Source organism: Fibrobacter sp. UBA2449 (assembly GCF_002342555.1).
Lineage (GTDB): Bacteria > Fibrobacterota > Fibrobacteria > Fibrobacterales > Fibrobacteraceae > Fibrobacter.
This window is the reverse complement of record NZ_DDQF01000010.1, coordinates 278100-292126: the sequence shown is the minus strand read 5'-3', so window position 1 is coordinate 292126 and position 14027 is coordinate 278100. Positions and strand designations below refer to the sequence as shown.

The window sequence follows — 14027 nt, the reverse complement described above, 5'->3', positions numbered from 1 at the left end:
TCGTTGAAAACTTATCAAGAAAACGACTACAATTTTGAATATTTGTAGTTGTTTTGTACAGGTTTGAAAATCTATTTTCCATATTTCACTCCACATCCACCAAGAAATCTTCCCGTTTTAGCCCATATTCCGCATAAGGATTCTCGTCGGGGTAGCCCACGGGATTGCAGAGCAGCAGGTGTTTTTTGCCAAGCGTATCGGTGTACTCGCGCTTGATGGCGGTATGCGTGTGGCCCGCCAGCCAGACGCTCAGTGATAATGTCGTGATTTCCGAAGCACACATAAACCGCACTGTATTTTTCGGCAATGAACTTCAGGAACTCCACATAGGCGAAGTAATCGTTCGCGATATCGCCCGCGATGCAGCAGGCGTCTGCCGGCAAGAAGTTGCGTTCGAAGAAGACTTCAAAATGTTTGCGCAACACGCCCACAGTGCGGGTTACCGGCGCATAGAAATCGACGTGCAAATCGCTGATAAAGTAGTAAGTCATGCGATAAATCTATATCCGCGCATTTTATGCGTCAAGGGGATAAACGCGCGCCGATTCCGTGGCGACTTTCTGGTTTTGGGGAATAGATTTTTGCGTCTCAACAGACGCCGCACCGACAGTCTGCGCTAGGTTGCAAAAAGTATTGCGAAGTTTTTAGCCCTTCACGTGAATCGCCGAGGCGAATTCTTTCAACAACTTCGGGTCTTCGACCTTTTCCCACAGCGTGCCGGTCACAATGATGTTCGCGCCTGCGGCCACGCGAACTGCCGCAGTCTGCGGGTCCTTGATTCCACCACCGGTGATGATGGTCATCTCGGTCGCCTTGCGGGTATAGGCGATGTGTTCCACGGGTACGGGCTCTTCGGCGCCGCTGCCCGCTTCCAGGTACACGTAACGCATGCCCATGAGTTCTGCCGCGATGGAGTTCACCATGCTGAGCTTGGGCTTGTTCGCGGGTACGGGCATGGTCCCGCTGATGTATTCCACGGTGGTACGCTTGCCGCTGTTGATGAGCTGGTAGGCCGTCGGGATGGCTTCCATGTTGAGCGCACGCACGAGCGCGCCGCCACGCACCTGCTCGTCAATCAGGTAGTTCGGGTTGCGGCCACTCACGAGGGTCATGAAGAGCATCGCGTCGAAACCGGGAACGACCTGCGAGGCGCCACCCGGGAAAAGAACCACGGGCAGGTCCACGTTGGCCTTGAGGGCCGCCACCTGCTTGGGAAGCGTGAAGTTGCCCAGGTAAGAACCGCCCACCAGAAGCAGGTCGGCGCCGTTCTCGGCGGCCATCGCACCCGCCTTCACGAACGCGGCCTCGTCGGATGTATCGGGGTCGAGCAGCACGGCAAAAAGCGCACCGCGTTTCTCGATTTCAGCGTTCAGGCGAAGTTCGGTCTTACCAGGTTTCATAATCAATTCCTTCGTTCACGAGCGGAACATGTCCCTTAAAGATACAATATTTCGGCGCGGCTACCGCCTGAGCACCAGGCGAGTCACCGTTTTTGCGCCCGAAACCGCCCTCACGGCGTACACTCCCGGCTTCAAGGCAGAAATATCCAGCGAGACGCGGCGGGCGCTACCGTTCCAGCGCAGGGTTTCGCGATTGTTCACGTCGAACAGGCGGATTTCGCGAATGTCGCCCGAGCTCATGACATCAAGGCTATTGCCCGCGAGCGCTACATTCAGGTTCGGCACCGGCGCGGCAACAGGCTTCACGGCATCCGTCGAGTCGCTCCCGAACTTTTCCCCGATATCCACGCCCTTCTGCTTCACGAATCGCGAGATAAGCCGGATATACGCCGTCTGGTACCCGAGAGAGGGTTCCGTGAGTTCCCAGGAATCGATGGGCCAGCCCTCGTTGATGTTCGCGTACATCTTCGCGTGCGGTTCCCCGACCGGGAGCGATACCGCATAGCAGAGCGCGTTGTTCGCGGCACTCCCGCAACCCTTCGCAGAATTGTCGGCATCGTATTGCTTGCAGCAGGCCGCCCACGCGTAGCGGGAGTTCGCGCCGCCCGTCACATAGCCCGGAGCGGGATTGTCGCCCGTAAACCATCCGTGATAGAACTTGGTGACGCTCTTGCCTGCACCGTAGCCACCCATGTTCGAGAGATACACCATGCCGAACGGGTTCACGCCGTGCAGGTAGTGCAGGTAATCTTCCGCTGCTTCGTGCCATGCGCCCGCCTCCGCAGAGGTCGCGCCGCCGCTACCCGCCATCAGGTCGAACAGGAGCCCGCTCGAAGCCTTGTGCGAATTGGAACCCCAGTTGTAGTCGCGGATGTAGGAGCGGTAGCCGTCATGCCCCAGGCCCGCCGCAATATACTTACTTTGTCCAAAAATCGAGACGAAGCGTTCCTGCACGATTCCCTTCACGTCGGCATCCGCATCCTTGTAGCCCAGGTACTGCAGGTAGAGCAGGTCGTGCGCAACGCGGTACTGGTCGAGCGCCCAGCTGCCGTACTGCCGCATCAGGGGCAGGCTATCGGGAGTCGCCTCGAAACGCCCGAGGTATTTCGCATCGCCGGTGAGTTCGTACATCGCAAAGTCCGAAGCCACCTTCACCGCGAAGCGTGCACCCGTCGTGTAGTTGGTATCGATTTCCTGCTGGCCCGCCGCAAGGTCCTTGGTGCCGTATTCCGCCTTGTTGTTGTAGAACATGGAATCCGGGTGAGCCTCCGCCCACTTGTAGGCACGCTGGGCGGCATCCTTGAGCGCCGCAGCATATTCGGTGTTCCCGCGCTTTTGTGCAACTATGGAACCGAGCGCGAACGCCTTCGCCGCAGAGTAGGCGGACATCGCGTTGGGTGCGCCATAGTAACTGCGGCCCGTCGCCGCCGAAGGGGGCGATACATGGTCCTCGTCGACCACCGAGAGCACCGAGCCGTCCGCATTCTGCATGCGGAGCAGGTGATCCATCCCCCACTTCACCTCGTCGAGGACATCGGGAATCCCGTTGCCCGATTCAGGAATATTGTAATCGTCGGTAAATGCACGCGGCACGTCCATGTAGGCGCGCAGAAGCGTCTCGATGTAGTTGCCGTTCCAAATGGTGTACTTGTTGAAGTCGCCCGCATCGAACCACCCGCCGCTCACGTCACGTTCCGTCGCGGCATTCGTGCTGTCGGTGAACAGGCGGGCGGCCTTGTCCTGTGCGTGGTTCACGGCATCGGCCCAGTCCTTGCCCGCATACTTTTCCTCTTTCGCCATGCCTACGCGCTGGTAGAACATCATGCGCATTGCCGCCTTCAAGATATCGTTGTACACGTCGTCCCGGATGCGGAAGTAGAAAGACTGCTTCAGGTTATCCGCCTTGTCACGGATAAAGTAAGTACCCGGCGTATTGAGCAGCGAGAAGTCGAACCACCAGATTTTATCGCCCGATGCGGTATCGATAGCACCTTCCTGGAAGGCGACCGGTGCTCCGGAAAATACGACCTTCGCGGTCGCGCTGTCCACGACTTCCATCACATCGCCCGGAGTGTACGAGAGCGAAGCGTCATACCCCACCTCGGGGCTACGCAATACGGCGACCTTCTTTGCATCGGGGCGGTACCCGAACTGGTCGACGGTAATGAACACGTCCTGCGCGAAGGCGGCAGGCACGAGGAATGCAACTAGTAGAAACAATGGGAACATCTTATTCAATATAGTATAGGGCAGGCCCGATTGCGACCCCATTTTTATTCCAACTTGGAACGCATTTCGCCCCAAAACGACACCCGCGCGTGATATATAACACAAAAAGGCGGGCTTTCGCCTGCCTTCCTGTTCTCCTCCCCTTTCCTCCTAACAAGAGAGTGCCTAGTCCTTCACGCAACGGACTCGGAACGAACGATCCGGAGAATTCGACATGATATTCCAGCCGCCTACTCCGAAGCTTATCAAGGTCGCCCATTTTTCATCCTTTTCATATTCCCATTCCCTATAGTAATCGTCATAGCGAGAATCAAGCCTGACCACATATTCTCTTTTTTCTCCAGAATAGGTTCCCTCGAATCCGGCCCTCGCCAAATAGTCGTCACCCCACATATAGTCCCTGTCTTCTTCACCCAATTTTTCGTTTATCCATTCCAACAGATTGCTCCATTCATCACCCCACGGGAGATGCCACCCCTCCGGACATATTCCCCGATACTGGGATGTCCCCGTCGCGGCCATGACAGAATCTATCGCCTGGCCAAGCCGTTTATAGTCTATGGCACCGTCGCTTGAACCAACCGCATCGCAATAGGCATGATCGCCATACGATTCGCGACATTCCCCAGACGAAAGCATCACAACAGAATCCGGCAAGTCAACCGCCTGGGCCAAGGTGTAGAGTCCATCAGTAGAATTGAAGACAAGATCTTCCGCCAGCCAAGTCTGGTCTTCATACTTGAGGCTATAGGTAACGGTCTTGTACGTCCGTCCGTCACGGGCATCCGTCATCACGTCAAACCTTGCATTCACAGCATTCGATACCATGAAAATTTTCTTGTATGTCCATCTACCGGAAACACAGGAAATATTCATATCGACATTGCCGACAGTCACCCGCTCCATAAAGCCTTCACGTTCTGCGGTACATTCACCCTGGTCGAAAAGGCCTGCCATCAGTCCACCCAAGAAAGCCCCCTCGCTATCGGTCATCCGGCCATACTTACTCCAGTTGTAAATCTCGTTCGCGAAAAAGTCGCGCACCGAATCGACCTGGGAGAGCGTCCCCGTCGCCGCAAAGGCATTTGCCATTTCGGACGGGGCCGCAACCCAGTTCCACTCCCACATAAAGTCACTCAGGAAATTCACAGCAATCAGGCTATTCTGACTATCGACATAATCACTCTTGTCGAAAGCGAACGGTTCTCCATACATGCCGAGCATTTCAAGGATCTCGCCATCAGCCTGCTGTTTCGCAGTTTCAAATGTCTTACCCTGATTTACCAGGTTCCGTATGCGCGATGATTCTAGATAAGTCATCACGTTGATGTCGATATTTTTCGCTTTCCGCAAGTCCACAATTACGCTATACGTAACCGTGTAGCGCTCGCCGAGCGAATCATATTCTGCAAACGACCAGTTTCCATCCCATTCCCACCATTCGCCTTCCACATACGGGGCAAGCTCAAGCATCGCATACGGGCTATGCAGCGCGACGCTGTCAAAACTGAATTCTCCCGACGAGTTCGTACAGCGGGCGTAATAGAACGTGCCCGTCGTATCCAGGGTCACCGAATCCAGTTCAGACAACCTAATGACAGCACCCTCTTCGGCGCCACTAGTCCATTCGAGCAAATCCGTGTTTTCAGGCATCTGCGCAAGACGCGCCGCACGGCCAGCCACCGATCCCTCGAAAGCATAGATTCCCGTCTCTTCGGCAGAACCACCCGCCGTCGGCTTGTCGCCGGAGCATGCCGCGAGCATCAGGGCGAGCGGCATCGCCACACTGCAGACAAACTGCCTGCTCATTTTTACGTAATTCATGGTATCCTCCTAACCTTTTTTATTTAAACCTTTATTCGTCATCGGGAAGAACTGGATGTTCATACGATAGACTTCATCCGTTTCGTCATCCCGCGTAGCAATCGCGACAACCCTCTTGCGGAATTCCGCGATTTCCTTGACAATTTCTTCGTAGGCGCCGCGCGTGACACCGAGCGTGAGGCCCGAAAAGTTCCGATTGTCCTGAGACACGCCCTCGATGGCCTCGAGAGCGATTTCACCCATCTGGCGGTGCAGTCCACGCACGGCAACCGGAGTCGCATTCATCGGGCCCGTCGTCACGGACTTCTCGGTTTGCAGGTAATTTCCGTCTTCGTCTTTCCGGAGCAGATCCGCGCTCACGAGGAACTTGAGAGTCTCGCTCACCTCGGCGGCACTTACCTTCGGGCGGCATGCATGCGCAAGTGCCAAGGGCTTGGCCCCCGGCATGGCGGGAGCAAGTTCGCGGATGACCGGATTCTTCCAGTCACTGAAGAAGCGGAAGGAATCCCCCTCCAAAATTTTCGCCTTGTGGGCATCGGCAATCGCGAGCATCCTGTTGAACGCGGCCTTTTTCTCGGCGTCATTCTTCGCATGGTCAAAGCGAACCATCTCGCAAAAATATCCCTGTTCGAAATCCGCAAGCTTCATCGCCTGTGCAACGCGAACTGCAGCCTCGTCACTCAAGTTGTAGCGTCCCTCGCTTACGTATTTCAGGTAGACCGGCGAAGAGAACCCCGCCGCATTCGCGAACTCCGGCCAGGTGAACGCGGATTTTGCCTTTCTGTCGGCGTAATAGTCCGCGATATACTGGCGGTAGCCCGTGTATTCAAGTATATCCTTCATGTATTCCTCCTAACTGGCAGCAATCGCTCCGTTTTCAGCCGCAATTGCCGTCATAATCCAAATATACACTCCATTTCTAAAAAAGTCAATAGTTTTACAATATTTTTTTGCACTTTTACGCAAAAATTAAGCAAATTTTTAAAATCAAACAAAAATATGCATTTTTACACAATATATTTCATTTTATATTCGCGATCTATTCCGGGTCACCGGGCATCCCGCGACTAATGACTATATTATCACCATGGACTTCTTCACCAAAGTAGACACCCCCGCAGCAAGCTTCAACATCGACTACACGAGCCACTTGGCTTTTTTCGGGTCGTGCTTCGCAGACAAAATATCGGCACAGTTTGCGGCACGCAAGTTTGACGTATTCGCGAACCCGTTCGGGACAGTCTACAACCCGGCATCCATCGAGCGGCAAATCAAGGCCATCGCCGAAGGAAAAGTTTTCGGAGAAGGGGATGTTTTCCAGGACACCCGTAGCGACAAGCTTTGGCACAGCTGGGATGCGCACGGTTCGCTCTCGGGCGCGACATGCGAAGAATGCATCACGAAGATGAACGAGGCCGCAACCCGCACGCGCGAGTTTCTGCAAAAGGCCGATGTCGTATTTATCACGCTCGGCACCGCGCTCGTGTACTTCCTCAAGGACGCCCCCTCAGGTAGCGGGAACATCCGCGGCTGCGCAGTCTCAAACTGCCACCGGCAGGACCCGCGCATCTTCGAACACAGGATGATTACGGTAGAAGAAGCGGCAGAATCGATTCGCGGGATTGTCGAGAGTTTACGCACGATTGCGGGGCGCAACCCGCATATCGTATTAACCGTATCGCCGCTCAGGCACACAGGCGACGGCGCGCACGGCAACACCCTTTCAAAGGCGACGCTGCAACTCGCGGTAGAAAAGGCGATAGCCGGCATGCAGGCGTCCGCGAATTCAGTCAGTTACTTCCCGAGTTACGAAATCGTGATGGACGAACTGCGCGACTACCGCTTTTATGCCGATGACATGATCCACCTGTCCAAAGCCGCAGAAGAATATATCTTCGAAAGCATGGCAGAAACCTACTGCAGCGAAAGGACCCGAGCAGACATCGCCCGCGTCGAAAAATTCATGAAGATGGCAAACCACCGCATCATGAACGCGGATTCCGACATCGCAACGGAATTCGCGAAAAAGCGCATGGCACAGGCCAGGGAACTGGAAATTCAGATTCCGGGATTAAATTTTGGCCAGGACATCCAGACACGGCATTAAAAACAAATGTCAAGATTCTTACAAACAAATACCTTTTTGTTATAGCCTCCAAAAGAATTGACACCGGAATTTACCTTTATCTATATTTGCGACCAAATTAACAATTTGGCATTATGGAATGCAAGCTTTTTTGGCTACGAATGAAATCATATGGAATCTTTTTTCGGCGGCGCTCATCGGAGCGGTGGCGGGAGGAATTGTCGCCGGGCTATTGATTTGGCGCATGAGGAAAAAGCTGGCAAAAGACCAGCAAAGCCACGACCAGCAAAGGGACAAGCTCCTAAAGGAATTCGAGCAGGACTGCAACAAGCGCCAATCCGCATGGATATTGTTTCAAGAACTGGAAGCGTTCGCAGGCTGCATCCTGGAAGCAGACCAATACGCCTCGTCAATCCTCGCCATGCAGCTGAAAACGGAAAACGCCCCCAGCTCCGTGCTCTTTTTCGGGAACCTGATCGACAAGATAGAGATTCTCTGGCAACGGAGCAGTCGCCTGCTAAGCAACAGCGCAGCCGTTAGGATACGAAACATCGCCACGCTGATGAACCAATATAAGCAAACCGCCACGCGCTGTTACCAAATTGTCGCCTCCGCCCACCCGCAATTCGCCGGCCCAGCCGCGGCGCAGGCCATCGTCATCGAAAGGCTCGAAAAAAAGTGCGCCCTGCTGCAACAACAGTGGAACGCGGAATGGACCCAGCTGAGCAACCAGATGAAGCTCCTGCAAAGGGAAATGTTCCGGCACTAAAAAAACGCCCCGCTCGGTTAGGAGCAGGGCGAATTTCTCGCGTAAAGATGCAGCTATTAGGCAGCCTTCACGACTTCCACGACCTTGGCGAAAGCTTCAGGATCGGCGACGGCCATGTCAGCGAGGACCTTGCGGTTCAGCTGGATGCCCGACTTGGAAAGCTTGAAGATAAACTGGCTGTAGCTGATGCCATGTTCGCGGACTGCTGCGTTCAAGCGAGTGATCCACAGAGAGCGGAAGTCACCCTTCTTGTCACGGCGGTGGGCGTAGGCATACTGACCGGCGTGGGCTACGGCGTCAATGGCAAGGCGAAGGTTCGACTTGCGACGGCCATAGAAACCCTTGGCGGCCTTGAGGATGTTTTTGCGGCGTTCGCGGGAAGGAACTCTGGTTTTAGCGCGTGGCATTCTTACTCTCCTTATGCTACTACAAGCAGACGCTTGACGTGATAGGTATCGACCTTCTTGACGAGTGCACCCTTACGAAGGTTGCGCTTACGCTTAGTGGTCATCTTGGCTTGAATGTGGCGCATACCAGCGCGCTTGAACTTGACGTGGCCGGAACCCGTCACGCGGAAGCGCTTCTTAGCACCGCTGTGTGTTTTCATCTTAGGCATTTTTACCTCTTCGGTTATTAAGTTGAAGCCTCACCTGCTGCCTTTGGCTCGGTTGCGGGCTTTGGCGCCTGGTCCTGCTTTTTGGCAGAACCCGCACCACGTTTAGGACCGTAGATAGAAAGCATTGTGTTGCCTTCCACCCTGGAGTCCATTTCCAAATCGCCGAATGGAGCCAGGTCTTCCTTGGCGCGTTCCATCAGGCGCTTGCCGTAGTCCATGTGCGCCATCTCGCGCCCACGGAACTGCATGATAAGCTTGACCTTCATACCGTCCTGCAAGAACTCGGCCGCCTGCTTGATCCTGTACTGGTAGTCGTTCTCGGCAGTCTTCGGGTGCATCTTGATTTCTTTCAGCTTCACCACATGCTGCTTGGCCTTAGCGGCCTTGGCCTTCTTGACCTGCTCGAACTTGTACTTGCCGTAGTTGATGATGCGGCATACGGGCGGTTTTGCATTCGGAGACACTTCCACCAGGTCCAGTCCGGCGTCCTTTGCCATCTGCAATGCCTTGCTCGTCTCGATGATGATGGCCTCGCCATCTTCCTTCACAAGACGAATCGGGGAGATATGGATATCTTCGTTGGTACGGGTTCCATCGCTGGGACGGTTGGGCATGCGGCGATCGCGCGGATTAGGGAACAAGTATACTCCTTGGGTATGATTGTTAATGTGGGCGAAAATTTAGCAAGTTTTTTGTAAAAATCAAATATCTTTCGGCAAAACCCTTTAAAAAACGCCCGATTTTTGTATAATTGGGCTTGTTGCGGCGGTAGCTCAATGGTAGAGCCTTAGCCTTCCAAGCTAATGGTTGCCGGTTCGATCCCGGTCCGCCGCTCTAGGACCCCTCGTTCGAGGGGTCTTTTTTTGTTTCCAAAGCCAGCCTTCGCAGCGATATATATTCCAATTTAATAGAAATTTTTATCAAAATATGGAAAATATTGTGATTTTCTAAAAATTTTAAAGTTTTTTATATTCTAACTATTGCAAAATAACTTTTCACAGTGTATATTTGAAACCATGAGACCCGTCATCGAATACATCAGTTACCGGGAATGCATCCGGGATTTCTACGAAGAGCAGAAGGCCCGCAAGGCCCTCTCGTGGGCCTCCTTTGCCGAGAGCGCCGGCATCAAGTCCCCCGTATTCTTGCAATACGTCTGCGAAGGCAAGAAAAACCTGGGCGAACGCACGGCTCCGCAGGTGGCACAAGCCATGGGGCTCGCCGGATTCGAATCCACGTTCTTCTGCAAGCTGGTGGCCTTGGATAACGCGAAAAGTGAAAGCGACAAGAAAGAAATTCTCGAGAGCATCGCCGAACTGGCGCGCGTCCACAAGGTAAAGCCGATTACCGCGGAGGAATACCAGTTTTTCAAGTCCTGGAAGAACTCGCTTATCCGCGAACTTGCGCCCTGCATGGACGGCGCGAACCCGAAGGAGATTTCGAGGGCCACCCGCTACCGCGTAAAAACTGGCGAAGTCCGCGAGATTCTGGAATTTTTGCAGGAGGCGGGCTACCTCACCCAGGACGCGCAAGGGAACTACCGGCAGGCAGACCGCTCGCTCCGCATGGGGAGCGAAGCCCGCAACAGCGCGAGCAAGACCGTACAGAAGGCCATCGCGCACGACCTGCAGGTGCAAATGGCGGAACTCGCCACGGACGCGCTCAAGAACGACCCCGCACAGGGCCGCAACATCACGGGCCTCACGCTGGGCATCACCCGCGAGGCGTACGGCCAGATTGTAGAGGAGCTGGCCGAGTGCCGCAGGCGCATCGTGGCAATCGCCACCGAGAGCGCAAGGACCGAAGAAGTTTACCGCCTGAACATGCAGCTATTCCCGCTAAGCGACATGCACAAAGAAGGTTTTATACAGGATTCACCCTCCAGCAAGGGAGTAAAAGATGAATAGACTCTGCACAATTCTCGCCACGGCATTCCTGCCCGCATACTTCCTTGCTGCCTGTAGCAACGCCGAAAAATCGGCCGGCGGCTCCGTCGAGGACCAGGAAGTCATCGCCGTCACCGACAAGACTATCTCGGGCGTAACGCAAAAGGGGCCGTTCCTGCACGGCTCCAGCATCACGATACAGGAGCTCGACGAAAAGACTCTTTCCCAGACAGGCAACAGCTACGAGGGCAAGACAAAGAACGACAAGGGCGAATTCTCGGTAAAGGTCGCGAAGCAGGCATCCCCATTTGCGCTCCTGAAGGCAAACGGGTTCTACCGGAACGAAGTCTCCGGCAAAAAATCGCAATCGCCGATTACCCTTTACGCCATTATAGATCTGAGTAAACGCGAGGTGGCGAACGTAAACCTGCTTACGCACCTGGAATACGAGCGCTCCGTCTACCTGGCAGCGACCGATTCCATGGATGTCGCCACCGCAAAGGAACGGGCAGAGCGGGAAGTACTGGCATCGTTCGGAATCGAGGGTGAATTCGCCAACTCCGAAGACCTGAACATTTTCGGGGAGAGCGACGGCAGCGCCGCGCTCCTCGCAATTAGCGTGCTGATGCAGGGAGACCTTGATGAAGCCGACTTTAGCGAGCGCCTGGCCAACTACGCATCTGACATTGAAGAAGACGGCACCTGGAATGACAGCGCGGCTGCAACCGTCATTGCGGATTGGGCCTTCGAAACAAACAAGAACGACAGCCTCAAGGCCATCGGCAAAAACATCGCCGGTTGGGAAATATCGGCCGACATCCCCGCATTCGAAAAGTACGTAAACAACTTCTGGTACAATAACTTTAGGCTCGGCAGCTGCAACGCAAAGCGTGAAGGCGAAGTACAGAAAAACGCAAACAAGAAGAGCAAAAACGCCGCCGTATACTTTATATGCAGAAGTGGCGCATGGAACATAGCGAACGACTTCGAGAAGGATACCTACGGCTGGAAGGATACTACCGATGGGGCGATAAAGAAGGGTGATATCACCGACAGCCTCTATATTTTTGACGAGACCATTTGGCGTCCGCTCTCGCCCGCCGAAAAGGAATTGGGCCGATGCGTCAAGGCTCTCGAAGATACCGTCCGGGTAATCAACATTCTCGAGGATTCCTCCCAGATAGATTTCCACGACAATATACGCAACTACGACCGCTATTTTATCTGCAGGTCAGGCAAATGGAAGACGCCAAAGGATTTGGTCGGATCCATGACCGACCCTCGGGACGGGCATGTTTACAGGACCATCGAAATAAACTCGCAGATATGGATGGCCGAGAACCTTGCCTACAAAGACTCCGTAAGCTATCCGAGCATGAGGGGCAAATTTGGGTGCAGAAGTGATTACGCGTTCGGCTGCTTTTACAAATGGACTGCTGCGATCGATTCCGTAAAATTCGCAACCGATGTGGATAACCCGTTGGACTGTGGCGAAAACAACAGTTGCAGGGGTAAGTTACCTGACGTGGTGCAGGGGATTTGTCCTGATGGATGGCACGTGCCCAACGAAGAAGAATTTGTTTCCCTAATCAAATCACTCATAACACCAGACCTTTACGCGGAATTCCAGATAATCCGGCGGGAAGACATCCCCAAAGCGTATCCACAAGATACCACTGACTGCGACGGTCGATGCCTAATTGAATTAGGTGACTTTTATGACAGGGTTTTCGAAGATTTAATAACTTTTTGGAGCAGCACTGAAGAGCCCATCAAATCAGTATTAACGGGCGATACTCTCTATTACGCCGTGTACGCCTATCCGATATCATGGGCCTGTCGATCCAAGCTAGAGGAGCCCAAACAAGAGGTGCAAGAGGAGCAGCAAGCCGAGTACAGGAAATGTCTCGATAAATATTTTATCCTTCATGATAGTAAGAATAGGGTGCGCCCCGTCCGTTGCCGAAAAGACGATGATTAGGGATTCTATTTTTTTCTAAATTTGCCTCTGTAAAAACTGCCGACATGGAGGCATTCATGTTTTTCGAACAAGCCATCGCACACCAGATTCCGGGCTACACCAAGGAGGCAGACTCCCTCCACGGCGAATCGCTCGCCATGCTCGACTACAAAGACGAACTGAAGGTCAAGAACGACGCCCTCGAGGAATTCTGGGACGTGAACCGCCTCGCCGGCAACCCGCAGAAGATAATTGCAAGCCCCATGCCCCGCGGGTACCGCACCACAAGCAAGCGCCGTGTGTACATGCAGCCGGGCAACCTGCAGTTCGACCGCCAGGAATCCATGCTCGAACCCGAAGAGCACAACAAGATTTACGACTTCCTGTTCGAAAAACTCATTACGCCCGCGTACAAGCCACTCGCCTACGCGCTCAACTGGATTATCATCCGCGGCACATACCAGTACCGCGTGGTGATTTTCAACATCAAGAAGATTGACGCGAGCATCGTGCGCAAGCTCAAGCTGATTGCCGAAGCACTGCAAAAATCGCCCTTCCACGTGACCGCGGCGCACGCCTACGTGGACACGACCGAATCCGACTACTACCTGGAATCGAAGCGCCCCACCGAAGGCCTGAACTTCAAGCAACTCTACGGCCCGCGCGAACTTAGCCTGAATCTCGGGCACTTTAGCCTGCGTTACCCCGTCACGGGATTCAGCCAAATTAACGAGAGCCAGATTCACAACCTCATCAAGGCGGCGAGCCGCATGCTCAGCCTCGGCAAGGAAGACCACTTCCTGGACCTGTACTGCGGTTACGGCCTGTTCAGCTTTGCGCTCGGCGAAGCCGCCAAGGACGTGCTGGGCGTGGAATGGGAAGGCCCGTCCATCGACTGCGCGAAGGCTTCCGCAAAGCACCTCAAGAAGAACTACCGCTTTATCGCGGGCAAAATTGACGAAATGTTCGTGCAGACGCGCCTCCCGAAGCCGGTATTGAACGAGCCCGAAAAAATCCTGCTCGACCCGCCCCGCAAGGGCTGCGAACCCGGCGTGATTCACGCACTCGCGATGCGCAAGCCCATCCGCGTCGCTCACGTGTTCTGCGGCACCGACGAGATTCCCGCATCGCTCAAGGAATGGGAACGCTACGGCTACCGCGTGCGCGAAGTGCAGCCGCTCGACCTGTTCCCCGGCACCCCGCACCTCGAAACCATCGTGATGCTCGAAAAGAAATGACGCGAAGCGTCATCCTGAG

13 protein-coding genes and 1 tRNA gene are annotated in these 14027 nt (G+C 54.3%); 6 read left to right on the top strand and 8 right to left on the bottom strand.

Annotated features, from left to right (window positions below; translation table 11 throughout):
* Positions 1-71: 71 nt before the first annotated feature.
* From B4B27_RS14685 to B4B27_RS07165, 5 genes are all read right to left on the bottom strand, one after another.
* A complete protein-coding gene (locus B4B27_RS14685) occupies positions 72-491 on the bottom strand; it encodes a metallophosphoesterase (protein WP_414654301.1) in 420 nt (139 codons plus the stop codon).
* 153 nt (positions 492-644) lie between these two features.
* Positions 645-1400, bottom strand: coding sequence for a geranylgeranylglyceryl/heptaprenylglyceryl phosphate synthase (locus tag B4B27_RS07180; protein WP_173382160.1), 756 nt, complete (start codon positions 1398-1400; stop codon positions 645-647).
* Positions 1401-1460: 60 nt separating this feature from the next.
* Positions 1461-3629 carry a glycoside hydrolase family 9 protein gene (locus tag B4B27_RS07175; RefSeq protein ID WP_290725102.1) on the bottom strand — a complete coding sequence of 723 codons (2169 nt, stop codon included), beginning with the start codon at positions 3627-3629 and terminating at the stop codon, positions 1461-1463.
* A 165-nt stretch (positions 3630-3794) separates the two neighbouring features.
* A complete protein-coding gene (locus tag B4B27_RS07170) occupies positions 3795-5453 on the bottom strand; it encodes an FISUMP domain-containing protein (protein WP_290725100.1) in 1659 nt (552 codons plus the stop codon).
* 9 nt (positions 5454-5462) lie between these two features.
* The gene (locus B4B27_RS07165; protein ID WP_290725098.1) at positions 5463-6296 is read right to left on the bottom strand and encodes a TIGR02147 family protein; all 834 of its coding nucleotides are present in this window, start codon (positions 6294-6296) and stop codon (positions 5463-5465) included.
* A gap of 244 nt (positions 6297-6540) precedes the next feature.
* On the opposite strand from B4B27_RS07165, the gene B4B27_RS07160 reads away from it, so the two are divergent.
* Together B4B27_RS07160 and B4B27_RS07155 are read left to right on the top strand one after the other, a co-directional pair.
* Entirely contained in the window at positions 6541-7560 is a 1020-nt protein-coding gene (locus tag B4B27_RS07160) for a GSCFA domain-containing protein (RefSeq protein WP_290725096.1), read from the top strand.
* A gap of 223 nt (positions 7561-7783) precedes the next feature.
* A complete protein-coding gene (locus B4B27_RS07155) occupies positions 7784-8308 on the top strand; it encodes a hypothetical protein (protein ID WP_290725094.1) in 525 nt (174 codons plus the stop codon).
* A gap of 56 nt (positions 8309-8364) precedes the next feature.
* On the opposite strand, the gene rplT is transcribed toward B4B27_RS07155, so the two are convergent.
* The 3 genes from rplT to infC are packed head-to-tail and all read right to left on the bottom strand — an operon-like array spanning position 8365 to position 9565.
* Positions 8365-8715 (bottom strand): 50S ribosomal protein L20, encoded by a 351-nt coding sequence (gene rplT, locus B4B27_RS07150; RefSeq protein ID WP_173365268.1) that lies wholly within the window; start codon positions 8713-8715, stop codon positions 8365-8367.
* A gap of 11 nt (positions 8716-8726) precedes the next feature.
* On the bottom strand, positions 8727-8924 hold the full coding sequence (gene rpmI / locus B4B27_RS07145; protein ID WP_072812865.1) for a 50S ribosomal protein L35: 198 nt from the start codon (positions 8922-8924) through the stop codon (positions 8727-8729).
* 17 nt (positions 8925-8941) lie between these two features.
* A complete protein-coding gene (gene infC / locus B4B27_RS07140; RefSeq protein ID WP_290725086.1) occupies positions 8942-9565 on the bottom strand; it encodes a translation initiation factor IF-3 in 624 nt (207 codons plus the stop codon).
* Positions 9566-9686: 121 nt separating this feature from the next.
* On the opposite strand from infC, the gene B4B27_RS07135 reads away from it, so the two are divergent.
* From B4B27_RS07135 to B4B27_RS07120, 4 genes are all read left to right on the top strand, one after another.
* Positions 9687-9758 (top strand) — tRNA-Gly (locus tag B4B27_RS07135).
* Between the two features lie 182 nt (positions 9759-9940).
* Positions 9941-10831 carry a TIGR02147 family protein gene (locus B4B27_RS07130; RefSeq protein ID WP_290725084.1) on the top strand — a complete coding sequence of 297 codons (891 nt, stop codon included), beginning with the start codon at positions 9941-9943 and terminating at the stop codon, positions 10829-10831.
* The gene (locus B4B27_RS07125) at positions 10824-12791 is read left to right on the top strand and encodes an FISUMP domain-containing protein (protein WP_173381248.1); all 1968 of its coding nucleotides are present in this window, start codon (positions 10824-10826) and stop codon (positions 12789-12791) included. Before B4B27_RS07130 ends, B4B27_RS07125 begins: the two co-directional genes overlap by 8 nt.
* Before the next feature lie 56 nt (positions 12792-12847).
* Positions 12848-14008 carry a class I SAM-dependent RNA methyltransferase gene (locus B4B27_RS07120; RefSeq protein WP_290725082.1) on the top strand — a complete coding sequence of 387 codons (1161 nt, stop codon included), beginning with the start codon at positions 12848-12850 and terminating at the stop codon, positions 14006-14008.
* The last annotated feature ends 19 nt before the right edge of the window (positions 14009-14027 follow it).

Excerpts from the sequence above, each read along its gene's own strand:
- B4B27_RS07175 (WP_290725102.1), bottom strand. The coding sequence starts at position 3,629 with ATGTTCCCATTGTTTCTACTAGTTGCATTCCTCGTGCCTGCCGCCTTC.
- rplT (WP_173365268.1), bottom strand. The coding sequence starts at position 8,715 with ATGCCACGCGCTAAAACCAGAGTTCCTTCCCGCGAACGCCGCAAAAAC.
- B4B27_RS14685 (WP_414654301.1), bottom strand. The coding sequence starts at position 491 with ATGACTTACTACTTTATCAGCGATTTGCACGTCGATTTCTATGCGCCG.
- B4B27_RS07165 (WP_290725098.1), bottom strand. The coding sequence starts at position 6,296 with ATGAAGGATATACTTGAATACACGGGCTACCGCCAGTATATCGCGGAC.
- B4B27_RS07160 (WP_290725096.1), top strand. The coding sequence starts at position 6,541 with ATGGACTTCTTCACCAAAGTAGACACCCCCGCAGCAAGCTTCAACATC.
- rpmI (WP_072812865.1), bottom strand. The coding sequence starts at position 8,924 with ATGCCTAAGATGAAAACACACAGCGGTGCTAAGAAGCGCTTCCGCGTG.
- B4B27_RS07155 (WP_290725094.1), top strand. The coding sequence starts at position 7,784 with ATGAGGAAAAAGCTGGCAAAAGACCAGCAAAGCCACGACCAGCAAAGG.
- B4B27_RS07180 (WP_173382160.1), bottom strand. The coding sequence starts at position 1,400 with ATGAAACCTGGTAAGACCGAACTTCGCCTGAACGCTGAAATCGAGAAA.
- B4B27_RS07170 (WP_290725100.1), bottom strand. The coding sequence starts at position 5,453 with ATGAATTACGTAAAAATGAGCAGGCAGTTTGTCTGCAGTGTGGCGATG.
- B4B27_RS07125 (WP_173381248.1), top strand. The coding sequence starts at position 10,824 with ATGAATAGACTCTGCACAATTCTCGCCACGGCATTCCTGCCCGCATAC.
- B4B27_RS07120 (WP_290725082.1), top strand. The coding sequence starts at position 12,848 with ATGTTTTTCGAACAAGCCATCGCACACCAGATTCCGGGCTACACCAAG.
- B4B27_RS07130 (WP_290725084.1), top strand. The coding sequence starts at position 9,941 with ATGAGACCCGTCATCGAATACATCAGTTACCGGGAATGCATCCGGGAT.